26 protein-coding genes are annotated in these 22,505 nt (G+C 70.7%); 11 read left to right on the top strand and 15 right to left on the bottom strand.

The genetic code is table 11. The features are described 5' to 3' along the window. Window positions 1-12: 12 nt before the first annotated feature. The gene (locus tag ACXKZB_RS00480; protein WP_488824266.1) at window positions 13-669 is read left to right on the top strand and encodes an HAD hydrolase-like protein; all 657 of its coding nucleotides are present in this window, start codon (window positions 13-15) and stop codon (window positions 667-669) included. After that, entirely contained in the window at window positions 666-1,979 is a 1,314-nt protein-coding gene (locus ACXKZB_RS00475; protein ID WP_488824265.1) for an MFS transporter, read from the top strand. Before ACXKZB_RS00480 ends, ACXKZB_RS00475 begins: the two co-directional genes overlap by 4 nt. A gap of 33 nt (window positions 1,980-2,012) precedes the next feature. Here the strand turns inward: ACXKZB_RS00475 and ACXKZB_RS00470 are convergent, their stop codons facing one another. Both ACXKZB_RS00470 and ACXKZB_RS00465 read right to left on the bottom strand, forming a co-directional pair. Continuing rightward, entirely contained in the window at window positions 2,013-2,843 is an 831-nt protein-coding gene (locus tag ACXKZB_RS00470) for an SDR family oxidoreductase (protein WP_488824264.1), read from the bottom strand. Window positions 2,844-2,880: 37 nt separating this feature from the next. Next, complete coding sequence (locus ACXKZB_RS00465) at window positions 2,881-3,519, bottom strand: nucleoside/nucleotide kinase family protein (RefSeq protein WP_488824263.1); 639 nt, start codon at window positions 3,517-3,519, stop codon at window positions 2,881-2,883. A 54-nt stretch (window positions 3,520-3,573) separates the two neighbouring features. On the opposite strand from ACXKZB_RS00465, the gene ACXKZB_RS00460 reads away from it, so the two are divergent. Beyond that, entirely contained in the window at window positions 3,574-3,942 is a 369-nt protein-coding gene (locus ACXKZB_RS00460) for a VOC family protein (RefSeq protein ID WP_488824262.1), read from the top strand. 9 nt (window positions 3,943-3,951) lie between these two features. Here ACXKZB_RS00460 and ACXKZB_RS00455 read toward each other — a convergent pair whose 3' ends face one another. From ACXKZB_RS00455 to ACXKZB_RS00445, 3 genes are all read right to left on the bottom strand, one after another. Beyond that, window positions 3,952-4,392, bottom strand: coding sequence for an NUDIX hydrolase (locus ACXKZB_RS00455; protein WP_123311152.1), 441 nt, complete (start codon window positions 4,390-4,392; stop codon window positions 3,952-3,954). A 77-nt stretch (window positions 4,393-4,469) separates the two neighbouring features. Next, the gene (locus tag ACXKZB_RS00450; protein ID WP_488824261.1) at window positions 4,470-5,060 is read right to left on the bottom strand and encodes a TetR/AcrR family transcriptional regulator; all 591 of its coding nucleotides are present in this window, start codon (window positions 5,058-5,060) and stop codon (window positions 4,470-4,472) included. 81 nt (window positions 5,061-5,141) lie between these two features. Further along, the gene (locus ACXKZB_RS00445) at window positions 5,142-6,464 is read right to left on the bottom strand and encodes a carboxylesterase family protein (RefSeq protein WP_488824260.1); all 1,323 of its coding nucleotides are present in this window, start codon (window positions 6,462-6,464) and stop codon (window positions 5,142-5,144) included. A gap of 171 nt (window positions 6,465-6,635) precedes the next feature. Between ACXKZB_RS00445 and ACXKZB_RS00440 the strand changes: the two genes are divergently transcribed. From ACXKZB_RS00440 to ACXKZB_RS00430, 3 genes are all read left to right on the top strand, one after another. Further along, window positions 6,636-6,983: a hypothetical protein gene (locus ACXKZB_RS00440; RefSeq protein WP_148061705.1), complete on the top strand. Its 348-nt coding sequence runs from the start codon at window positions 6,636-6,638 to the stop codon at window positions 6,981-6,983. A gap of 230 nt (window positions 6,984-7,213) precedes the next feature. After that, a complete protein-coding gene (locus ACXKZB_RS00435; RefSeq protein ID WP_488824259.1) occupies window positions 7,214-8,014 on the top strand; it encodes a sugar phosphate isomerase/epimerase family protein in 801 nt (266 codons plus the stop codon). After that, the gene (locus ACXKZB_RS00430) at window positions 7,990-9,114 is read left to right on the top strand and encodes a Gfo/Idh/MocA family protein (RefSeq protein ID WP_222659049.1); all 1,125 of its coding nucleotides are present in this window, start codon (window positions 7,990-7,992) and stop codon (window positions 9,112-9,114) included. Before ACXKZB_RS00435 ends, ACXKZB_RS00430 begins: the two co-directional genes overlap by 25 nt. 83 nt (window positions 9,115-9,197) lie before the next feature. Here the strand turns inward: ACXKZB_RS00430 and ACXKZB_RS00425 are convergent, their stop codons facing one another. The 8 genes from ACXKZB_RS00425 to ACXKZB_RS00390 all read right to left on the bottom strand — a co-directional run bounded on the left by ACXKZB_RS00425 (window position 9,198) and on the right by ACXKZB_RS00390 (window position 16,804). Continuing rightward, on the bottom strand, window positions 9,198-9,737 hold the full coding sequence (locus tag ACXKZB_RS00425) for a hypothetical protein (RefSeq protein ID WP_488824258.1): 540 nt from the start codon (window positions 9,735-9,737) through the stop codon (window positions 9,198-9,200). Continuing rightward, window positions 9,683-10,885, bottom strand: coding sequence for a hypothetical protein (locus ACXKZB_RS00420; RefSeq protein ID WP_488824257.1), 1,203 nt, complete (start codon window positions 10,883-10,885; stop codon window positions 9,683-9,685). Before ACXKZB_RS00420 ends, ACXKZB_RS00425 begins: the two co-directional genes overlap by 55 nt. Before the next feature lie 97 nt (window positions 10,886-10,982). Continuing rightward, window positions 10,983-11,597 (bottom strand): TetR/AcrR family transcriptional regulator, encoded by a 615-nt coding sequence (locus tag ACXKZB_RS00415; protein WP_488824256.1) that lies wholly within the window; start codon window positions 11,595-11,597, stop codon window positions 10,983-10,985. Between the two features lie 71 nt (window positions 11,598-11,668). Further along, window positions 11,669-12,205 (bottom strand): MarR family winged helix-turn-helix transcriptional regulator, encoded by a 537-nt coding sequence (locus ACXKZB_RS00410; protein ID WP_488824255.1) that lies wholly within the window; start codon window positions 12,203-12,205, stop codon window positions 11,669-11,671. Window positions 12,206-12,223: 18 nt separating this feature from the next. After that, a complete protein-coding gene (locus ACXKZB_RS00405; RefSeq protein ID WP_456795013.1) occupies window positions 12,224-12,406 on the bottom strand; it encodes a hypothetical protein in 183 nt (60 codons plus the stop codon). Window positions 12,407-12,577: 171 nt separating this feature from the next. Next, window positions 12,578-13,195: a hypothetical protein gene (locus tag ACXKZB_RS00400; RefSeq protein ID WP_488824254.1), complete on the bottom strand. Its 618-nt coding sequence runs from the start codon at window positions 13,193-13,195 to the stop codon at window positions 12,578-12,580. Window position 13,196: 1 nt separating this feature from the next. Next, window positions 13,197-15,230, bottom strand: coding sequence for a primary-amine oxidase (locus ACXKZB_RS00395; RefSeq protein WP_488824253.1), 2,034 nt, complete (start codon window positions 15,228-15,230; stop codon window positions 13,197-13,199). An 80-nt stretch (window positions 15,231-15,310) separates the two neighbouring features. Beyond that, on the bottom strand, window positions 15,311-16,804 hold the full coding sequence (locus ACXKZB_RS00390) for an APC family permease (protein WP_123311171.1): 1,494 nt from the start codon (window positions 16,802-16,804) through the stop codon (window positions 15,311-15,313). Between the two features lie 208 nt (window positions 16,805-17,012). Between ACXKZB_RS00390 and ACXKZB_RS00385 the strand changes: the two genes are divergently transcribed. Together ACXKZB_RS00385 and ACXKZB_RS00380 are read left to right on the top strand one after the other, a co-directional pair. After that, complete coding sequence (locus ACXKZB_RS00385; protein ID WP_488824252.1) at window positions 17,013-18,530, top strand: APC family permease; 1,518 nt, start codon at window positions 17,013-17,015, stop codon at window positions 18,528-18,530. Further along, complete coding sequence (locus ACXKZB_RS00380) at window positions 18,527-19,177, top strand: helix-turn-helix domain-containing protein (protein ID WP_488824251.1); 651 nt, start codon at window positions 18,527-18,529, stop codon at window positions 19,175-19,177. The genes ACXKZB_RS00385 and ACXKZB_RS00380 overlap by 4 nt, the downstream gene beginning before the upstream one ends. Window positions 19,178-19,234: 57 nt before the next feature. Here the strand turns inward: ACXKZB_RS00380 and ACXKZB_RS00375 are convergent, their stop codons facing one another. After that, entirely contained in the window at window positions 19,235-19,441 is a 207-nt protein-coding gene (locus tag ACXKZB_RS00375) for a hypothetical protein (protein ID WP_488824250.1), read from the bottom strand. A 169-nt stretch (window positions 19,442-19,610) separates the two neighbouring features. Here ACXKZB_RS00375 and ACXKZB_RS00370 point away from each other — a divergent pair, with 169 nt between their 5' ends. The 3 genes from ACXKZB_RS00370 to ACXKZB_RS00360 all read left to right on the top strand — a co-directional run bounded on the left by ACXKZB_RS00370 (window position 19,611) and on the right by ACXKZB_RS00360 (window position 21,099). After that, on the top strand, window positions 19,611-19,982 hold the full coding sequence (locus ACXKZB_RS00370) for a DUF6355 family natural product biosynthesis protein (RefSeq protein ID WP_488824249.1): 372 nt from the start codon (window positions 19,611-19,613) through the stop codon (window positions 19,980-19,982). Between the two features lie 10 nt (window positions 19,983-19,992). Further along, window positions 19,993-20,313 (top strand): DUF6355 family natural product biosynthesis protein, encoded by a 321-nt coding sequence (locus ACXKZB_RS00365; protein WP_488824248.1) that lies wholly within the window; start codon window positions 19,993-19,995, stop codon window positions 20,311-20,313. Window positions 20,314-20,412: 99 nt separating this feature from the next. After that, window positions 20,413-21,099: an SDR family NAD(P)-dependent oxidoreductase gene (locus ACXKZB_RS00360; RefSeq protein WP_488824247.1), complete on the top strand. Its 687-nt coding sequence runs from the start codon at window positions 20,413-20,415 to the stop codon at window positions 21,097-21,099. A gap of 187 nt (window positions 21,100-21,286) precedes the next feature. Here ACXKZB_RS00360 and ACXKZB_RS00355 read toward each other — a convergent pair whose 3' ends face one another. Then, window positions 21,287-22,450, bottom strand: coding sequence for an epoxide hydrolase family protein (locus ACXKZB_RS00355; RefSeq protein WP_488824246.1), 1,164 nt, complete (start codon window positions 22,448-22,450; stop codon window positions 21,287-21,289). Window positions 22,451-22,505: the final 55 nt, after the last annotated feature.

Here is a 22,505-nt window from a genome sequence, read left to right as displayed (position 1 = left end):
GGTGGACAGGACATGACCAGCCCGTTCTCCGCCATCCTGTTCGACCTCGACGGCACCATCAGCGACTCCGCGCCGGGCATCCTCGAGAGCCTGACGCACACCTTCCGCACCGTCGGCGTCCCGGTGCCCGACCACGACACCCTGATGTCGTTCGTCGGCCCGCCGATCATGGACACGTTCCGGGTCGCGATGGGCATGGACGAGGCGCAGGCCGAGCACACGCTCGCCGTCTACCGCGAGCACTACTTCTCGCACGGCGCCCTCGACTCGACGATGTTCCCCGGCATCGACGTCGTGCTGCGCACCCTGCACGACGCCGGACTGCCGATCTCGACCGCGACGAGCAAGCCCGAGACGCCGGCGACCTACATCCTCGAGCACTACGGGCTCACCGGGGACATCGACATCATCACGGGCGCGAGCGACGACGAGGTCCGGTCGAGCAAGGCCGACGTGGTCGAGGAAGCGCTGCGCCGCCTGCACGCCCGCGGGTTCGACACCAGCCGTCCTGTGCTGATCGGCGACCGGGTGCACGACGTCGAGGGTGCCACGGTGCACGGCGTCCCGGTGGTCTTCGCCGAGTGGGGGTACGGCTCCCCCGCCGAGGCCGAGGGCACCATCGCGAGCGCGGCCACCCCGCTCGACCTGCTCCCGATCCTGCTGCCGTGACGGGCGCGACCGACGGCACCGGCCGGACCGCAGCGGCCAGGCGGGGGCTGCGCGCTGCCGCGTGGGTGCTGCCCGCCGCCATCGTCCTCATCGCCCTGAACTTCCGCGGCCCGATCGTCGCGACGGCCCCGGTCATCGGCGACGTCCGTGTCGACCTGGGCCTCACCGCCACGATCGCCGGGCTGCTGACGACGATCCCGGTGCTCTGCTTCGCGCTGGCGACGCCGTTCGCCAGCTGGGTCATCGCGAAGGCCGACCCCGAGCGCGCGGTGTCCCTGTCGCTCGTCATCGTGCTCGCCGGCACCGTGGTGCGGTCGATGCCGTCGTCCGCCGCGCTGCTCATCGGCACCGCGGTGATCGGCATCGGCATCACGATCGGCAACGTGGTGATCCCGGTCGTCATCCGGCGCGACACCTCGCCAGAACGCGTCGGCCTGGTCACCGGCGTCTACACGTCGGCGCTCAACGTCGGGTCGATGATCACCTCGCTGGCGACCGCTCCCCTGGCGGCGCTGTGGGGCTGGCCCGTCGCGATCGCGGTGTGGGCCGTCTTCGCGGTCATCGCCGGGGTCGCCTGGACCTCCGCGGTGGGTGCGCGGGCCGCGTGGCGCCGCCCGGTGCGCTCCGACGACGAACCCCTGCCGATCACCGGCCCGATCGACCAGGTGCTCGACACCGGGGCGATCCGGACGATCCGCGCCGACCGGGCTGCTGCCGCGGCCGCAGCGGCGACCGCTGCCGAGCCGGTGCGCCCCGCGCGACGACTCATCACGTGGGGTCTCACGCTGGCGTTCGGCGGGCAGGCGTTCTCGTACTACGCCCTGACCGCCTGGATCCCGACGCTGCTGCACGACGAGATCGGGTTCTCGAAGGCGTCCTCCGGAGCGAGCTCGTCGGTGTTCCAGATCCTGGCCGTCGTCGGGGCGCTCGGCGTCCCGCTGCTCGCGACCCGGTGGCGTCCGGCGGCGATCATCGCCCTGGTCGGCACCCTGTGGCTGGCGATGCCCCTCGGGCTGCTGTTCGCCCCGCAGCTCTGGCTGCTGTGGTCGGTGCTCGGCGGTGCGGCCCAGGGCGGCGGCATCACCGTGATCTTCATCGTGATCGTGCGCATCGTGTCGAGTGACGCCGACGCGCGTCGGATGTCTGCGTTCGTGCAGGGCGGCGGGTACCTGCTCGGCTCGGCCGGGCCGCTCGTCGCCGGGGCGCTGCACGGGGCGACCGGGGACTGGACGGCACCGCTGCTCGTCGTGCTCGTGTCGGTCCTGACGCTCGGCATCGTCGGCACGATCGCCGCGCGTCGCGTTTCCTGACCCGCTCGCTGCGCTTCGTCCCGCCCGTGCCCGTCAGCCGGCGAGCACCTCGCGCAGGGACATCGGCGCTCGGCCCGTGATCCGCTCGACGTCGCCGGACACGTGTGCGAGCGCCCCCTCGGCGATCGCGGTGTAGGTGCTCACCCACGCGTCGGCCTGCCACGGCTCCGGGTTCCACTGCGCCCGCGACGCGTACGCCTCGTCGAGCGTCTCCGGGTGGTAGGTCACCGTGCGGCCGCGGACCTCGGACACCACGGCAGCCGCCTCTGCCAGCGTGATCGCTTCCGGCCCGGTCAGCTCGTACGTGCGGTCCAGGTGTGCTCCCGGGTCCCGCAGCACGGTGGTCGCGACCCGAGCGACGTCCGCACGGGCGACCGCCGCCATCGCGCCGTCGCCTGCCGGCCCACGGATCACCCCGTCCTCGCCGACCAGGTCCTCGACGAAGTCCAGGTAGAAGCTGTCCCGCAGGAACGTGTGTGCCGTGTCGGTCGCGCGGATCGCCTGCTCGGTCGCCCAGTGGTCGCGCCCGAGGGTGAAGGTCGCGTCCTCGGCCGCGCCGAGAAACGAGGTGTAGACGACGTGCCGCACGCCGGCCTCGGCAGCCGCTGCGACGAAGGTGCGGTGCTGGTCGAGCCGGTCCTCGGCCTCGGCCCCCGAGACCATCAGGAGCACGTCGACCCCCTGGAGCGCCGCCCGGCTGGCCTCGGCGTCGGCGAACGTCGCGACCGCGACCTCGGTGCCGGGCAGCTCCGGGGCGCGCGACGCGTCACGCACGATCATCCGGAACGGCACACCGTCCGCGGCGAGCGCGCGTGCGACCGCGCCCCCGATGTTGCCGGTCGCTCCGGTGATGGCGATGGTCATGGTCGCTCCTTCGATCGGTGTCGCGTCGGTCTGCTGGTCACGTCCGCACCGTCCTGGAGGCACGGATCACCGTGGGTGCGACCCTCGCCGCGTTCACGCCGTCGACCTCCACCGCCCAGGCGCGCGCGGCGTCGTGGTCGCGTCCGTGGCGCATGTGGCGACCGACCAGGCGGTCGACCCGCACCCCGTCGTCGACGGCACAGAACCAGGTCTCGGTGAACAGGTCGCCGAGCGATGCCCACGGTTCGGTGTCGTCGAGCAGGTAGTTCCCCTCGGAGACCACGAGCCGGGCGGTCGGCGGGACGGCGATGCTGCCCGCGACGGGCTCGTCGATGCGGCGGTCGAAGTCGGGCGCCCACACCGTGGTGTCGGCGGCGACGAGTCGTCGGACCAGGGCGACGTAGCCGTCGGCGTCGAACGTGTCGACGGCCCCCTTGCGGTCGTGTCGGCCGAGGGCGTCGAGCGCTGCGTTCGACAGGTGGAAGCCGTCCATCGGCACCTGGACCGCCGTGCCGGCCCCGAGTCGCTCGTCGACTGCGGTGACCACGCGTCGGGCCAGGGTCGACTTGCCCGCGCCGGGAGCTCCCGCGATGCCGAGCACCGCCCGCGGTCCCGCCGCGGCCAGCTCGACCGCACGCTCGACGGCTTCGTCGACGCTGCTGTCCTGGTGGCTCACGGCCCCATCCTGGCAGAGCGCGCCGACACCGGACCGCGGTGGTTCACTGGCCGCATGGTCGATGCGACGAAGGCGTTCAGCGGGTTCTCGGTGCGCGATGTCCCCGAGGCGAAGGCGTTCTACGAGGACGTCCTGGGGGTCGAGGTCACCGAGGACCACGGCATGCTCTTCCTGCAGCTCGGCGACGGCCACGGCGTCCTCGTCTACCCGAAGGGCCCTGCCCACGAACCGGCCACCTTCACGGTGCTGAACTTCCCGGTGCCGGACGTCGACGCCGCGGTGGACGAGCTCGTCGCGAAGGGCATCACGTTCCTGCACTACGAGGGCATGACCGACGAGAAGGGTGTGAACCGGAAGGGCGGGCCGCTCATCGCCTGGTTCACGGATCCGTCGGGCAACGTCCTCAGCGTCGTCGCCGAGTGACGGACCACGTCAGCGGGTGAGCGCGCCGGCCCACGCCAGTGCGACGGGTACGAGCAGCCCGTGCCGGTGGTGCGGGAGCTCGGCGATGGGCAGCCACCGCGACTCGTCCGTCGATCCGTCGACCTCGTCGCGCAGTGCACCGCCGACGACCGTCGCGCGGAACACGACCTGCACGGCCTTCATCGGACGCCCGTTGGCGTGGATCCGACGCTCGGCGGGGACGACGTGGTGCCGGACACCCAGCAGGGCGCCGACCTCGGACTCGTACCCGGTCTCCTCGCGGACCTCGCGCACGACGGCCTGCTCGACGGTCTCGTCGAACTCGACGCCACCGCCCGGCAGCGTCCACGTGCCGGCTTCGGGGAAGCGCAGCTTCGCCAGGAGCACCCGGTCACCATCCGTGATCACGCCGTACGCGGCGAGCCGGGTGTCGTAGTCGGTGTACTCCATGGGCCGACCATGCCAGGTGGGCGAGCCGACGCACGCAAGCCGCGCCGTGCCTCCCGTCCGTGCCCCGGACCGCGTCGTCAGGCGTCGACGCGCGCTCCCGTCCAACCGACCCGCATCCGGGCGACGGCGCGGTCGAAGCCACTCAGCGGCTCGGCGTCGTCGCGGACCATCGCCTGCAGCTGCAGCCCCTCGTACAGCGCCAAGAGCTGCTCGGCGGCGTGCCGGGGTGAGGCGCCACGCGGTTCGCGCGCAGCGACGACGTCACGGACCAGGGCGAGGGTGAGGTCCTCGAACGCGCGGGTGTACTGGGTCCGGAACCACCCGGCGGCGGGGTGATCGGGGTTCGACGCGGCGCTGAGCACGGCGATCCGGAGCCGGACGAGGGCCGGGTCCGTGATGCCGGCCTCGAGCCGGGCCCGGAGGTACGCGACGGCGCCCTCCCGTTCGGCGATCGGCCACAGCGCGAGTCGGCTGCCGTTGTTCCACCGGTCGATGACCGCGACCACGAGCAGTTCCCACATCGGGAACGCGTGGCTGACCGCGGCGACCGGGACACCGGTGTGCTCGGCGACCTCGTCCGGACCGACCCGGTGGAAGTCCGTCGCGCGGTACGCCTCGATCGCACCGGACACGATGCGTGCACGGAGCTCGGCGTCGGGCGTGGGCATGCAGACGATTGTCCGGTCCCGGGGGCGACCACGCGACCGCCAGTTCAGGGGGCGCGAGCCCAGGACAGCGCCGGTCGGACGTCAGTCCCGGTCGAACGTCAGCGTCTCGTCGTCCGGAGCCCGCACGACGCCGGTCCGGGCGAACTCCGCCCAGATCGCGCGGAAGGCCCGGCCGCGCCGCTCGACCTCGGGCCAGTCGCGCTCGGGCACGAAGCGGGTGCCGGCCCAGGCCTCGCGGCCACCGAGCAGCAGCGGCAGGTCGCTCATGTGCACGGCACCGGTCGGCGCGGTCGTCACGCCGCGCACGAGTCGGTAGGACGTCGCCCGCCCGCCGGCTCGACGGTGCCGCGCGGTGAAGCGCCGGACGTCGCGGCCGTAGATGACGTCGGAGAGCGGACGGACCACCCACCAACGGAGCGCCGGGCGCAGGATCCGGGACCGCGCGACCCGCGACAGACCGGGGATCAGCGGCACGTACATGCCGGTCTCGTCCGTCGCCGAACCGATCAGGACGTCGACGTCGGGTGCGACCCGGCTCCACGCCGCGTCGAGGTCGCGTTCGGCGGGCAACGGGGCGAAGCCGTACTGGGTGCCGAACGGCATCCCGCCCGCCAGGCCGTACGGCGCTGCGGCCCGGGTGCCGAGGGCCTGCCGTTCGAGCAGGTCGTCGAGCGGCGTGTCGGCGTGCACGGTGCCGACGGACCGGATCATCGCGCGGTTCATCCGGGATCGGCGACGGGACAACCCGAGCGGTGCGCTCTGGATGATCGCCCGGCGGAACAGGCCGGCAGCGCCCTCGCTGATCATCAGGTGAGCAGCTGCGTCACCGCCGGCGGACTGCCCGAAGACGGTCACCAGGTCGGGGTCGCCACCGAACGCGGCGATGTTCGTCCGCACCCAGCGGAGCGACTCGATCAGGTCGAGCAGGCCGAGGTTCGCCGGGATCGCGTTCCCGTCGCCCAGGAACCCGAGCAGCCCGAGCCGGAAGGTCACCGACACGACGATCACGCGCTGCTCGGTCACGAGGTCGCGGGCGTCGTAGATCGGCAGGTCACCGCCGCCGATGACGTACGAGCCGCCGTGGATCCAGACCATCACGGGCAGCTGCTCGTCGGGTGCCACGTCGGCGGGCAGCGTGACGGACAGGCGCTGGCAGTGCTCGTCGACGGTGATGTCCTCGACCTCGCCCAGCAGCTGGTCGACGAACTGCGCGTGCGGCTGCGGCGCCACGGGTGACGGCGTGGAGGCGTGCAGTTCGCTGGCGAAAGGCGGCATCGGCTCCGGCGGCGCGAACCGGTCGGCCCGCGCGTACGGGATCCCGAGCACGCGGATCACGTCGCCGTCGACGGTGCCGATGATGCGCCCGGCCGGGGTGTCGAAGGGGGCTGGGGTCGCGTCGAGCATGGCGTCCACGCTACCGAGGGCCGCTGACCCGATCGCGGGTCGGTTCCGCGACCGGACCCGACGAACCGGGCGCAGCGGCGCGGCCACGACGTGCACGTGCGAGCCCTTGACACGGCTCGGCGCGGACGAAAGGGTGAAGCGGTATCGAATCACTAGTCAAGGGGGGTTTTCGTGTCCGACGCAGGAACGATGACGAAGAAGGGCCGAGGGACGACGTCCACTCGGCGAGTCGCACTGATGCTGGGTGCTGCACTGATCGCGGGGATCGGCATGACGGCCACGGCGGAACCGGCGCACGCCGGCCCCATCGGCCTCATGCCCGACTGCAGCAACCGCAAGGCGGTCCAGATCAAGACCACGGGCCTGACCATGAACACCTGGTTCTACAAGAACGACCGGAAGAAGATCTCGTCCGGCAAGTACCGCTGGAGCTACCGCGGCGAGATGTACACGTTGGACGTGGGTCGTCAGCAGTGGATCTCGGCCGGTTCGACGAGCCACACCTGCACCGGCAAGTGACCCGCTGATCCCGCAGGGATCCTGCGCGATGGCCGAGCCCGTGACGTCCACGACGACGTCACGGGCTCGGTCGTTCCGCCCGGGGGCCGTGTCACCGACCGCCGCAAAACTACACACCGGGTGGTTTTTGGGGTAGCGTCGTCATCGATCTCGCCGCGGAGCATCGCTCCTCGACGGACTGCGACACCTGGTTGTCGCGACACCCAGACAGGACCGAAGGAGCCTCTGCAATGCCCACCACTTCTGTGCAGCTGTACTCGCTGCGAGACGCCATCGCCGAAGACCTCGACAAGGCCATCGCCCGCGTCGCCGAGATCGGGTACGAGAACGTCGAGCCCTACGCGTTCGTCGAGCGTGCCGCTGACCTCGAGCGCGCCTTCGCGGCGACCGGCCTCAAGGCGCCGTCCGGCCACGTCGCCGTGATCGACGCCGAGGACACCGCCCCGATCTGGGACGCCGCGGAGCGCCTCGGCATCCAGACGGTCATCGACCCGTTCATCCCGACCGACCGCTGGCAGACCGCCGACGACGTCGCGAAGATCGCCGAGCGCGTCAACGTCCTGACCGCCGAGGCAGCCTCGCGCGGCCTGCAGTTCGGGTACCACAACCACCAGTGGGAGTTCACGAACAAGGTCGACGGCCGCACGGTCTACGACCACTTCGTGTCGCAGATCAGCCCGGAGACGGTGCTCGAGCTCGACACCTTCTGGGCCACCGTCGGCGGCGCCGACGCCCCCGCCGTCCTGAAGTCGCTCGGCGACCGCGTCGTCGCCATCCACGTCAAGGACGGCAAGGTCGACGGTGACATCCTCACCGCACTGCCCTCGTCCGAGAGCGCGCTCGTCGTGCCCGAGGCGCTCCAGCGCGCCTTCGAGAACCAGACCCCCGCGGGTCAGGGCGACGTGAACGTGGCGGGCATCCTCGCCGCGGCGCCGCAGGCCATCCGCGTCGTCGAGTTCGACGCCTACTCGGGCGACGTCTTCGAGGGCATCACCGAGTCGCTCGCATGGCTGAAGGACAACGACAAGTGAGCCGTGTCGGTCTCGGCATCATCGGTGCCGGCAACATCTCCACGCAGTACCTGGAGAACCTGACCAAGTTCGCCGACGTCGAGGTCCGCTTCGTCGCCGACGTGCTGCTCGACCGCGCAGCCGCACAGGCCGCGGAGTACGGCGTCGCAGCGTCCGGCACGGTCGAGGAACTCCTCGCCCGTGACGACGTCAGCATCGTGATCAACCTGACGATCCCGGCGGCGCACGCCGAGGTCGACCAGCAGATCATCGACGCCGGCAAGCACGTGTGGAGCGAGAAGCCGATCGCGACCGACCACGCGTCGGCCGCGGCGGTCCTCGAGTCCGCCAAGGCCAAGGGCCTGCGCGTCGCGACGGCACCGGACACCGTGCTCGGTGCGGGCATCCAGACGGCCCTGCGTGCCATCGCCCGTGGCGACATCGGCGAGCCGCTCTCCGCCACCACGTTGTTCCACGTCCCCGGCCCGGAGGCCTGGCACCCGAACCCGGACTTCCTGTTCGCCCAGGGTGCCGGTCCGCTCTTCGACATGGGTCCGTACTACGTGACCACGCTCGTGCACGCGTTCGGCACCGCATCGCGCGTGCAGGCCGTGTCGTCGAAGTCGCTCGACCGTCGCACCATCGCGTCCGGACCCCGTGCCGGCGAGACGTTCCCGGTCGAGGTCCCCACCCACCACGCCGCGCTGATCGAGTTCGCCGGTGGGCAGTCCGCCCAGTCGACGTTCTCGTTCCAGCACGCGCTGCCCCGCATGGGCTTCGTCGAGATCAACGGCACGCTCGGCACGATCTCGCTGCCGGACCCGAACACGTTCGAGGGTCCGTCCCAGCTGTGGCGCTACGGGCAGGACGAGCCCGAGACGCTCGAGGCGGTCGGCTCCACGTGGGGACGCGGCACCGGCGTCGTCGAGCTCGCCCGTGCCATCGCCGAGGACCGTCCCGAGCGTGCCTCGGGTGCGGTCGCGCTGCACGTCCTCGACGTGCTGCTCGGCATCCGGGACGCCGCCGCGTCGGGGTCGGCCGTCGACATCACGTCGACCGTGGACGCCATCCCGCCGCTGCCCGAGGACTTCGACCCCGCGGCCGCGGTCCTGACGGCGTAGGCGCACACCACGCGCACCACTTGGTGAGCAGAAATGGTCGGGTACCCGTACGGGACCCGACCATTTCTGCTCGCCAACCGACTTCAGCAGCTCCGCTTCATCCGGACCGTCGTGTGGGTGTCGGCGATGTACTCCCGTCCTCCCTGGGTGTACTCGATCGACACCACCCCGGCTGTGCCACCCGACGGACCGCTGGACTCCGCGTGGACCACCAGGTCGTACTGCTCGTCCGAGGGGATCGCTGCGCCGTCGGCAACAACCGCACGACCGTACGACCTCGGAACAGGCCAGGAGGTCGTTCCGATCCGGTTCTCCCGCACCTTCACGACCACGGCGCCGACGATACGGACACCGTCTGACTCACTCGATGAGATCCGGCCAATGGTGATGGGGGTCCCGGCCTCGTGGTCGACCGGGATGCCGACACCGAAGCCTTCACCACCATCATCGGTAGTGGCGCAGTAGTCGAGGCCGTGGTCCTCGAACCGCAGCGGACCGTCGGTCGCAGTGGCGCACCCCGACGCCACGAGCATCAGCGCGAGACTGCCACTGACCACGGCTGCTCGTTTCACTTCGTCACGGCGCGTTCCGGGGTACCGCCCCAGTAGCCCTTCGTTCCACACACCCGCTTCGTGCTCCCCGACTTGTTCGTGTAGGACATGGCCGCGTTCGAGCTCCATCCCGTCTTCGCCGTCAGCGTCACACCGAGCGGACCGATGAAGTTGACCGCCTGCTCCCAGGTGTTCGACGACGTCGAACTCCTGGTGATCGTCGTGTTGTTGCTGAAGTTCGTGCACCTCGTGGCCGCGGGTACGGGTGCGGACGCGACCTGCGAGCCACCCGCGTAGCCCGTCGCGCGCACGACGTGGTTGTAGACCGAGTTCTTGGTCGACCCGACCGGACGGCACCACTGCGCGTACTGCCCGTACGTGAAGTACGTGTAGTAGGCGGTTCCCCCGTACCGGTTCCCGTAGTCGACTCCTGCATTCGAGGATCGGCTGACTGTTCCGGCCTTCGACCAGCTCCCCTTCTTGGCGTTCGCCGAGTACACCACTCCCAGGTTCGAGGATGCGCCGTTCTTGTACACGAATCGTCCGTTCGTGTAGGACGCCAGTGCGTACGTGGCCCCGACCAGCACCCGCCGGACACCGAGGTTCTTCGTCTTCGTTTCTCCACAGACCTGCGTGAAGGGGGTGGAACCCGATGTGCGTGCGGACGTCCGTTGCATACCGACCTCAGCGGACGAGACGTTCGTACCGGTTGCCCGCATCGCGATCGGCTCGGAATCTGAGGTTCGAGTCGTGGCGTTCTGCTCAGCATCGACGCTCGGGTCCGCGAAGGACAGCCCGTGGGCGCTCCTGATGAGCTTCCGACTCAGGGCGAACGGGGCGAAGTCCGAACCGTCGAGCGCGCGCACCTCGAGATCGACGACGCTGTTTGTGTCGGCGAACTGTTCGACTGTGGCCACGTCGTCGATGCCCACGTCGAATTGTCCACCGCTCCCCACCGTTCCGGCCGCGACGGGAACGGATCGAACCTCTGATCCGACGCTCGTGGCGTTGCCATCGCGTCCGACCGCGAAGACTGCGACTGACGCACCGGCCGAGAACGGAGTGCCGTCAGCTCGAGTCACGGTGCCTGAGATCACTGGCGCCTCTTCTTCAGCGGCGTTTGCCGCACCGGGTCCCGCCGACACCAACGTCGCAACGAGACCGACCCCCGCCACGATCGCAAAAAACTTCTGCATGCTCTTCCTCCAGTAGACGGTCACCAACGACCGCTTGGGGAGCATATTGACCATCAGTTCCGCACTTCAATCCATACGCACATATATCGATACGGCTATGGGCCAACGTCGTGCACTGGCATCACTCCGGAGGCGCGGGCACGATCTGCTCGAGCAAGCGCAGCACCTTCTCACCGTCGACGGCCTCGGGGTCGAGCAGCCACTGCACCTGCAGCCCGTCGGAGGCCGCGATGCTGAGCGACGCGAGGTCGACCGGGTCGAGGTCGGCGCGGATCCGCCCCGCGGCTTGGTCCGCCTCGATCAGCGCGGCCAGGTCGGCCCGGAGCCGCGTGAACCGTTCCCGCATGAAGTCACGGGTCGCCGGGTGCCCCTCCTGCACGGCGTCGGCCGCGAGCGTCGTGTACAGCTGCACGAGCCCCGGCACCGCACGGTTGCGCGAGGCGCTGTCGCGCATGTCCCCGATCGCCGACTTCAACCGGTCGGGCGCCCCCTGCTCGCGCACCTCGTGCTCGCGGTAGACGGCGAGCAGCAGTTCGTCACGGCTCGGGAAGTAGTGGCGGAGCGCCGCGTGGGTGATCCCGAGGGCCTCGGCCACCGATCGCAGCGACGATGCGTCGACGCCCTGTTCCGCGACCATCCGGATCATCTCGTCGAGGATCTGGGTCCGGCGCTCGGCGCCCTTGCGGTACCCGCCGCGTCGCGGCGGGACCGCGTCGTCGTCGGCGGGGTGCGTCATGCACCCAACTTACCGCTGGAAGGTTTTAGCACCACCCCAGGACTGGAGGCCCGTGGCCAGGCCGCACCGCGTCAGCCCTGGTCGTCGACCGTGTACTCGTCCACCGGCACGGGCAGCCCCTCGGCGAGGGCGTCGCTGATCTTCGTCAGCGACTCCGCGAGGACGGCGTTGTCCGCGTCGGACAGGTTGTCGAGGACCTCGACCACGGCTTCGTGGAAGCGGGCGTACGAGGCGTCGATCTTCTCGGCGGCGAGGTCGGTGGGCTCCAGGACCTGCGCTCGTCGATCGGTCGGGTGGGCGGTGCGGACGAGGAGTCCCTTGTCGACGAGCGAGTCGACGAGTTTCGTGACCGAGGCGTTCGACACCGTCAACATGACGGCGAGGTCCTTCGGCCCCATGGTCCGGCCGTCCCGGTGTGCCTGCAGCATGTACCGGATCGCCAGCGACTCGTTCTTGCTCAGGCCGCTCTCGATGCGCGCCGACTCGACCTGCTGCTCCTCGGCGTGCTGCAGGCGCAGCAGTGCGTCGACGGCGGTCTTCGCGGCCTGGGACCGGGGCTCGCGGGCGTAGAGGTGGACGTGTTCTCGACGGACGACGGTCAACGGCATGCGATCATGCGCTCCTTGCTACGCGGCGGGGACGGTGAAGAAGTCGGCGTACGCCGGCTCGGCGCGCGCGGCGAGCAGCGACGGGTCCTCGATGCGGCGCTGGACGTAGGCGTCGATGACGGCGGGGTCGGTCAGACCGATGCGGGTGTGGCTGCCACCGATCCGTGCCGCCCGAGGCATCCCGGAGTACGTGCTGTGCATGTCTGATCCCGCCCTTCTGCGGCCGTTCGTCCCCTGCGGACGTGGAAACTGTTTCACAACGTGAACGTTCTCCGCAACGAACGATTCGGGAAATGTACGTTTCGCGCGCCGAACCGTTCACGTCGCGAGCGAAGCCAGCAGTCGACAGCCGACAGCCGACAGCCGACAGCGTCAGACCATCGCCGTGGCCATGACCGCCACCGCGATCCCCATGGCGAGCGTCTCGATGACGGGGAGTGCCCGAGCGCGACGCCGGATGCCGTCCCGCACCATGTGGGCGGTGAGCAGCAGGTAGCCGGTGGTCAGGCCGCCGAGGACGGCCTGCCACGTCACGGCGACCGCGCCACCGTGTCCGTGCATGCCGACACCCGTCATGCCGGTCATGCCGGGGTCGTGCGCCATGCCGACCCCCAGCGCGCCCATCACCAGCAGCCCGAGCGCGGCGTGCAACCGCCCGAACCGACCGTGCGTCGACGCGACGCGGACCGCCGGAGGCGACCCGGGCCTCCCGTCCGAACCGGACGCACCGGACGCACCGGACGCACCGGACGCACCGGACGCGCTCTGCACCCGGTGCACCATGGCGACCACCACGGCGAGCAGCGCGAGCACGACGAACCAGAGCACGCCGGGCAGGACTCGGGGCGCGAAGGCCCCGTCCACCATCGCGGCCACCATCACGACCGCTGCCACCACGTCGACCGCACGGCCGGGGCGCCACGCCCCGACCGTGCAGCAGGCTCCGGCGGACGCCGGCACGATCGCGGCGAGCCCGAGCAGGTCGGTCACGTCAGTGTCCGTGCCCGTGGTCGTGCGCGACGGCGTCGTGCGCCGCCTCGACGCCACCGGACGCATGGTGCGAACAGTGCGACGCCGCGGTGGCCCCGATGGCCGCCGGCACGTTGAGGGCCGGGTTCCGCGGGAAGAAGCCGTACGGCTTGAGCGTGAACTTGGCGTAGTCGACCGGCATGACGGGCCAGTCCTCGGGTCGCGGGAAGTGCGTCGGGCCGAACGTGTGCCAGAGCACGATGTCCTCGCCGTCGAGCGACCGGTCCCCCTCGACGTACCGGGCCACCCCGTCGCCGCCGGGGTTCTGGTGCACGAAGTCACCGGCCGCGAAGCGCTCCGCCGGGTCGTACTGCGTGACGTACAGGTGCTTGCGCGCGAACTCGGCACGGGCCGCGACCGAGGACGAGTCGTCGGCGAGCAGCACCGGGGCGTCCTGCGGGTACAGCACGTAGCCGGTGGGGCGGTCGAGGTGGTTGCGCTCCTCGGTGTTCGAGACGAACCACGTGCGGGCCTTCGAGGCATCGGCGAGACGGCCGGACGTCGACTCCGACGCGATGCGGGTCACCGACTTCGTGAACGCGTTGCCGTGCTCGTTGCCCGGTCCGACCGGCACCCGGACCGCGTCGACCTCGTCCACGGCGTTCGACAGTCCGTCGACCATCATGTCGAGTCGCGCCGAGAACAGGTGCTGGTGGTACGGAGCACCGAGGCCGGGGGCGACCTCGGATGCGTACGGGTAGTCGTCGCCGTCCGCAGACCGCCCCGGGTACGAGCTGGTGAAGAGCACGCCGGTGAGCTTCGCCTCGCACTCGATCGTGCCGTCCAGGTACAGGTACCAGTAGAAGCCGTAGTCGTAGTTGCCGACGGTGGTGAAGAACGAGATCACCAGCCGGCGGGATCGACGGACCTCCTGCGAACCCGTGTAGATGTCGCCGTGCTTCCAGAGCGTGCCGAAGTCCTCCTCGTGCATGCAGATGCCGTTGCGGATGGTCTGCGGGTTCCCGAGCTCGTCGGCCAGGACGGCGTCGAAGTACTGGATCTCACCGACGCAGTCGCAGCCGAACTCGAGCGAGTTCGTGAACCGGCCGAACAGGTACTCGCCGGTGTCGAAGTAGTTCTGCCAGAACCGCACCGGAGACGGGTCGCCGTACGGCACGAGCATCTCGTCGATCGACGCCCGGTACACGATCGGGCGCAGCCGCTCGCCGTCCTGCCACGACAGCTGGCGGAGCACCAGCCCCTCGCGGGCGTCGAAGCCGACCTGGAACCGCCAGTTCGCCCACTCGACGAACTCGCCGTCGACGCGGAACGACGGCCCCTCGGGTTGGGTGATGACGATCGGCTTGAGGTCGAGCGGTTCACCCTGCACCGCGGGGTCGTCGAAGTTGCCCGAGGTCGTCGGTACGGGCATCTCCGCCACGTCCACGATCCGCGTGACGGCCCGGTTCGCGGCGTCGACGTAGGCCGACAGGCCGTCGACGGGGTGCGCCCACACGTGGTCGGCCGGGTGGTCCTGCTTGAACGCGAGCACGCGCAGGATGCGCCGCCCCTGCTCCTCCGGGTAGTCGTAGTAGCCAGCCGAGAGCGGCACGCACTTGACCTCGTCGACGGACAGGCCGCGCTTCGCCAGGGCGGCGACCCAGCGCTCGTCCGCGCCGGCGATCTCGCCGACGGCGTCGAACTCCTCGATCAGGACGGGCAACTGGCCGCGGGATCCGTCGAGCACGTCGGTCCGCAGCACCGTGCCGGTGGTGATCGACACGACGCGGTCCGTGGATCGGCCGGTCGCCATGTCGAGCAGCATCACGCGTGCCGTCCGGTCCGGCAGGGGGCCGTCGCCGGCCTGCCACGCCAGGACCTCCTGCTTGTGCGGCTCCTCGAGGCCGACGTACGCGAAGCGGGTGGTGTCGGTCCAGTCCGGCTGCGCCGTGACGAGGTCGCGGACGGCGGTGAACTCCTCGGGGGTCAGGCTGCCGAGCGGGTGCGTGGTGGTGGCTGCGTCGGTGGTCGCGGTGGTCGGGTCGGTGATCGTCATGTGCGTGGTGCTCCTTGCGCGTTGCGTCGTGCGTGGGGTCTGGTCGGTTCGGCCGGGAGGCGCGTGGTGCGCCCGGCGGGTCAGCTCTCGGTGGCGAGACGGTCGAGCATCTGCTCGTAGCGGCTCCGGCTGCGGCGTCGCAGCACGACCGCCTGCACCACGCCGATGACGGGGACGACCACGACCAGGCCGGTGAGCACGATGCTCACGACGCCGAAGACGCTCGCGCCCGATGCATCGACGTCACCCACCAGGGTCGGGAAGTTCACCCAGATCAGGACGGCGGCGGCGACGAGGCCGAGGAACCCGAGGACCGGTGCGACCACGGTGTTCCACACCCGCCGGTCGCCCGGGTTGCGGCGGAAGTACACGATCACGGCGAGGCTCGTCGCGGCCATCAGGATCGCGACGCCGAGGGTGGCGACGCCGGCGAACCAGCTGAACACCTGCAGCACCGGGTCGAGGCCGAGCACCGCGAACAGGACCATGAGGACGGCGGCGGTGACGGTCTGCACCAGGCTCGAGGTGTGCGGGGACGCGTGCTTCCGGTGCACGTCGCCGAGCCGGCCGGGCAGCAACGACGCGTTCGCCATCGAGTGCTGGTAGCGGGTGATGACGTTGTGGAACGACAGGACGCAGGCGAACATGCTCGTCAGCAGGAGCACGTTGAGCACGGCCTCCCCCGCGCTGCCGATGTACTGCGCCGCGGTGGTGAGGATGAGCGAGCCCGGGTCCTTCGCGACCTCGGCGAGGATGCCGTCCGGGCCCCAGGCCATCACGAGCCCCCACGACGCGAGCGTGTAGAAGACGCCGATGCCGATCACGGCCGTGTACGTCGCGCGCGGGATGGTCCGCTCCGGGTCCTTCGCCTCGTCGCGGAAGATCGCGGTGGCCTCGAACCCGATGAACGCCGCGATGGCGAACATCAGCCCGACGCCGGGCGAGCCGGACATGATCTGCGTCGGCTCGAACGGTGCGAGGGACAGGCCGTCGGCCCCGCCGCGGAACACGATCGCCGCGACCAGGACGAGCACGATGCCGACCTCGCCGACGAGCATCACGCCGAGCACCTTGCTCGACAGGTCGATGTGCCGGTAGCCGAGCATCCCGACCAGGGCCACGACGACCAGGGACCAGACGTACCAGGGGATGTCCGGTCCGCCCAGGCCCGTGACGGTCACGCCGAGCAGGTACCCGATGTAGCCGTGCACGCTGACCTGGATGGTCGTGTACGTCAGCAGCGCCAGGGTCGCGGCGCCCGCTCCGGCCGGACGACCGAGCCCGTGCCCCACGAAGGTGAAGAACGCGCCGGGCCGCGGCACGTGCCGGGTCATCGCGGCCAGACCCACCGAGAAGAGCAGCAGCACGACGGCCGACGCGGCGTAGAGCGACGGGAACCCGACGCCGTTGCCGAGCAGCATGCCGAGCGGGGCGGCGCCGCCGACGACGGTGAGCGGGGCGGCGGCCGCGACGACCATGAACACGATCGCGGTGACGCCGAGCGAGCCGCGCATGGTCCGCTGCGGCGCGGGTGCGGCTCCGAGTGACGCGGGGTCCTTCGTGATGCTGGACATCGTGGCCTTCCGGTTCGGGTGGGTGGGACGCAGGTGGTGGTGCTGGGTGAGACCACGGTCCCGTGCCGCCGTTGCGGTGCCGTTCCACCGGCGTGAAGCCCTGTCGCCGCCGAATGGGACGTGCTCGCCGGGGCCGTCTCATTTGCGCGAGACACCGCCGAAACACCACGGAGACACGGGCGCAACGGCACAGCCCTACGGTTGCCGCATGACCGCGCTCGACCGAGCCATCGCCGACCCGCCACGGGTGCCCGGCATCGGCACGCGCTCCCCCGTCGACGGGTTGTCCCGGCGGAGCATCGGCCCGGTCGACGTCCTCGCGCAGTCGGTGTCCGCCGTGGCACCGTCCGCCGCCGCGACCACCATCCCGGTCCTCGTCGCGACGGTCGCGGGGCAGGGTGCCACGTGGTCGCTCCTGGCCGCCATGGCGCTGTCGTTCCTGGTCGGGCGCACGGTGAACCAGTTCGTCCGTCGCGTCGCCGGCACCGGCTCGCTCTACACCTACGTCTCGCTCGGGCTCGGCCCGGTCACCGGGGTCGTCGCGGGCGCCGCCCTGCTGCTCGGCTACGGCTTCATCGCGATGTTCTCGCTCACCGGCAGCGGGTACTACCTCGACTACCTGCTGTCCCGCTTCGTCCCGGCCGCCGGCGACGACGCCCTGGTCACGATCGTCGTCGTGCTGGTGATGGGCGCCGCCGTCTTCGCGGTGATCGCGCTCGGGGTCCGGTTGTCGACCCGGCTGACGCTGCTCGTCGAGTCGCTGTCGGTGGCCGTCATCGTGGTCCTGATCGTCGCGCTCGTCGCGCGCCTGCACCCGGTCGACGCCTCCGCCGTCGCCCTCGGGCCGACGCAGCCCGCGTCGTTCGCGGTCGGTACCGCCCTCGCCGTGACCGCGTTCGTCGGGTTCGAGAGCGCGTCCGTGCTCGGCGTGGAGGCCCGGCGCCCGTTCCAGGCGATCCCCCGCGCGATCTCGTGGACCGTCCTGGTCGCCGGGGCGCTCTACGTGGTCAGCGCTGCGGCCCAGCAGATGGGGTTCGCGGCCATGGGAGCCGACCTCGCGTCGAGCGCCTCGCCCGTCAACGAACTGGCGAACGCCTTCGGCATGCAGTGGATCGGGTGGGCGCTCGACATCGGGATCGCGGCGTCGTTCGCGGCGTGTGCGATCGCCTCGACGACGGCGCTCGTGCGGGTCCTGTTCGCGATGGGCCGCGAGGGTGTGCTCCCCCGCGTGCTCGGCCGGGCGTCCCCGCGCTTCCGGACGCCGTTCGTCGCCGGCGCGGTCGCCTGCGGCGTGCTCACGGTCCTGCCGGTCCTGGGGCTTGCGAGCGGCATCCCGACGTGGACCCTGATGGAGGCCGAGCTCGTCGTCGCCGCCCTCGGGTACATCGCCGCCTACGCCCTGACGTGCTTCGCGGCACCGGTGTTCCTGCGGCGCATCGGCGAGCTGACGGCAGGGGTCGCGGTCGTCGCCGTCACGACCGGGGTCCTGCTCACCGCCGTCCTGCTCACCTACCTCGGGGTCGAGGCAGCGTCGCCCCGCTGGCCGGCCGTCGCCATCGCCGTCGGGTCGGTCGCCGCGGTGGTGGTCGCGTTCCTGGTGGCCACACGTCGGCGACCCTGGCGACGGGGTCGGAGCCGCGCCGTGTACGACGTGCCGGTCGAGGCGGACCTGCTGGGGGCCTCCCGTCCGTCCGCCGGAACCGACCACCAGGCGGGGGTGCGGTGAGCGAACCCGGACTCCGCGCACGGCAGCCGAAGGCGATCCAGAACGCCCTCGCGGTGCTGGAGGCCGCCGCGCACGCGGGACCGGGCGTCACCGCCCAGCAGATCTCGGATGCCCTCGGGATGCCGCGGGCCACCACCTACCGGCTCATCACGCTGCTCGTCGAGGACGAGTACCTCGTCCGACTCCCCGACCTGCGCGGCTTCGCCCTCGGCCACAAGGTCGCCGACCTGGCCGGGGTGTCGGCGGCTCCGGCACTCGCACCGCTCCCCCGTGCCGTGCGGTCGGTGCTCGCCGACGTCCGATCCGCCGTCCGGGCCGGCGTGCACCTGGCGCGCTACGACGTCGCCGGCGTGCGTGACATCGACGTGGACCCGGACTTCCCGCTGCTCGACGAGGCCGCACTGCGGGCGACACCCGGGTCGAGCGCGTTGGGGCGGCTGCACGCCGAGGGCGGCCTCGGCCCGGTGCACCAGGTCGGCGCGTTCACGGCGGGGTTCGGGTGCCTGGCGCTCCCCGTCCGCGGGGAGCGCGGAGAACTCGTGGCCGGGCTGACCCTGTCAGCGCCCGCGGCCCGGGTGTCGTCGCCGGGGGACGCACTGGTGCACCTGCGCCGGGCGGTGACGCGGCTCGAACCGCTGCTCGGCTGAGTCGCGACGGCACGTCGGATCCGGTTGCGGTCCGGTGCGGGGTTCAGCGCCCGGACGTCAGCGCCCGGACCTGCGTCGACGCAGCGCGACGACACCGGCCCAGACGGTGCAGCCGGCGAACCCGAGGGCGAGCACGAGCACGACCGGGATCGCGAACCCGTCTCCGATCGACTGCTGCCCGCGGAGCCACACGACGACGAGGAGCAGTACCAAACACCCTGCGGCGATGATCGTCGCGACATTGCCAGCTGATCGTGAGCGCATGTCCACCTCGTTCCGTTCGATACCCACCGAATACCCACCTGGCAGGGTTGCGTGATGATTCTTCAAGAGTAAGTTCGTTGTCGTTCCGAATTCCACGAACGGAATTCAGGACACGATGCACAATTCGTTGCGCGGACAGCCTACCGCAGTCCCGCAGAGGGGAGAAAGAATGCATCTGCATCAGAAGATCCGGAAGGCAGCACTGGGGAGTGCGGCCGCCGCACTCGCGCTCGGCGGAGTCGTCGGCGTGAGTACCGTCACCGCAGCGCCGGCGAGCGCGATGGTCTGCGGGTACAGCGAAGAGATCGAGGACTACGACTCGACCTTCGCGATCAACGTACCGGTGGTCGGGTCGATATCGCCGTTCAGTGGTCAACGCCAGGTCGCGCATTACGGGAATTGCGGCAACGGCAATGTGAAGATCAAGGTGACGATGAAGGGCGGGAGCAAGAACTACTGCGTCCAGCCCGGCGATGTCCGACTCGGATTCACCGAGAACGACAAGCAGATCTCAGGGGCCAGCAAGATCGGAAGCTGTTAGGGGGAGAGCGATGAAGCTCTGGACGAAGATCGGTGGCACGGCACTCGCCGCCACCGTGATGCTCGGCGGGTCGCTGGCGATGGCCGGTCCCGCGAACGCCGCGTCACCGTGCGGGTTCTACCCGATCACGACGGGGAACATCGGCGGCGGGGACGACGGACACTACGAGAAGGGCACCTACAACAACTGCAAGTCGGACCCGGTCCAGATCACCGTCAAGTACACGTACACGTCGAAGAGCATGTGCCTGTCGGCCGGCGAGACCACGCTGTACGCCAATCCGGACTACGGAGCCCTGACCGGTGCGTCCTGGACCGGTAAGTACTGCTGATCGCGATCTGAGCACCACCGGAGCCCCTGCCCGCCGCCGGGCAGGGGCTCCGCGCCGCGACGGCGAGCAGACTGCAGCGCCCCGGCATAGCGTGGGCGCGTGGACCTCGAACTCAAGAACCGTGTCGCACTCGTCGTCGGAGGCAAGGGGTACATCGGTACCGCCGTCGCCGACCGCCTCCGCTCAGAGGGGGCGACCGTCGTCGTCGCGTCCCGCAGCGCGGAGGACTCCGACGGCAGCGTGTCGATGGACACCGCCTCGCAGGACTCGGTGGACGCGGGCATCGCCACCGTCCTCGAGCGGCACGGGCGCATCGACGTGCTCGTCGTGACCGCAGCACCGAGTGCGAGCACCCTCGACCCGGCCCGGAAGTCCGACCCCGCGCAGGTCCTCGACGCGATCGACGGCAAGGCCCTCGGGTTCCTCCGGGTCGCGAACGCCGTGCTCCCCGCGCAGCGCGAGGCCGGGTTCGGCCGGGTGGTCGTGGTGAGCGGGCAGAACGCCTACTTCTCCGGCAACATCACGGCGTCACTCCGGAACACCGCGGTGAGCGTCATCGCGAAGAACCTGGCCGACGACGTGGCGGGGACCGGGGTCACGGTGAACGTCGTCAACCCCGGCACGGTGACGGACACCCCGTCCACCGAGGTCCGCCCGGGAGGCCCCGGCGACTCGACCCCGCAGCAGATCGCCGACCTCATCGCCTTCCTGTCGTCGCCGCTGAACGCGGTGTCCGGCGAGTCCGTCTCGATCGCGCACCGCCAGCGGGGGTCCGTCGTCGTCTGATCCCGGATCGGGGTCGCTGTGCAGTGCAGGCGCATCGTCGGCCTCGGCCGGGGCGAACTAGAGTTGCCCCCGCCGAGGACGGCCTGGCCGCAGTGTGCGGCGTGCAGAGGGGAAGAACGGATGGGGATCGGTCGACGAGCCCGCAGTGGGCTCCTCGCGAGTGCCGTCCTGTCGTGGACCGCGTTCCTCACCGCGCCGAGGCGTCCACGCTGACGTGATCGTGCTCGTTGCCCGCGACGTCGGCTGCGAATGCCGCGATCGCTTCTGCAACGGTGCCCGGCACCTGCCAAGCGGTGAAGTGCGCACCGTGATCGAGGTCGCGCCAGCTGCGGATGTCCCGGTACGTCCGCGCACCGTACGACCGCGGCAGGCCGCGCTCTCCGGTTTGGACCGCCACGGCGACCGGGACGTCGATGGCCGGTAGCTCCGGCTGTTGCGGGAAGTCGAGGTACGGACGGAACGACGCTCCGACGCTCCTCGTGAACCAGTACAACGAGACCGTGCGGAGGAGTTCGTCGTCGGTCCACCACGTCCCTGCACCGGACCAGGCCAGCAGCTTCTCGATGATCCAGGCCGCGAGACCGAGCGGCGAGTCGTTCAACGCGGCGGCGAGGATCTCGGGGCGCGTGGCCTGGACGCGGGCGTACCCCAGGCCGCGCGCCCACGCTGCATCGTGCCGCCGGAGCCAGGAAGACTCTGCATCGGTCAGGTCCTGCGCTCGGGACGGCGGCGGGAACGCGGCGTGCGTGGCGAACAAGCCGATGGTCGATTCCGGGAACAGCGCAGCCAACCAGTCGCTCGTGGTCGAGCCGACGTCTTCACCGTAGGTGACGTACCGAGGGTGGCCGAGCATGTCCGTCATGAGTCCGTGGAACAGTCGAGCGACGACCGGCCCGGTGAACGGCCGATCGGCGAGCGGCATCGACGGCCCGAATCCGGGCAGCGACGGCACCACGACGTCGAAGCCCATGGTGCGCCCGTTCCCGAGGTCGACGGTTCGGCTGGCGAGGTCACGGGCGAGGGGCAGCATCTCCACGAAGGAGTACGGCCAGCCGTGGACGGCGATGACGGGTGTCCGCACCGTCGCCGAACCGCTGGCGGGCAGGGACGCGAAGTGCAGCCGTTGCCCGTCGACGTCGACCTCGTACTGGTCGACCGCCGCGAGTTCGGCTTCGATCCGCCGCCAATCGAACCCGTTCCTCCAGTGCTCGAGGAGTGCCCCGAGCCGACCCAGCGACAGTGCACTCTCGGACGCGGCCCCGCCCACCGGGTCGGGCATGCGGGCATCCCGGAGGCGCCGGTGGAGATCGTCGAGGTCGTCAGCGGACACCTGCAGGCGGAACGGGCGCATGCGCCGAACGCTAACGCCGGGCACCGACACCGATCGCGTGGAGGTCCCGGCGGAG

It is taken from the genome of Curtobacterium sp. ABR8, from assembly GCF_057812125.1.
The sequence above is the reverse complement of the archived record's forward strand: the minus strand, read 5'-3'. Positions and strand labels throughout refer to the sequence as shown.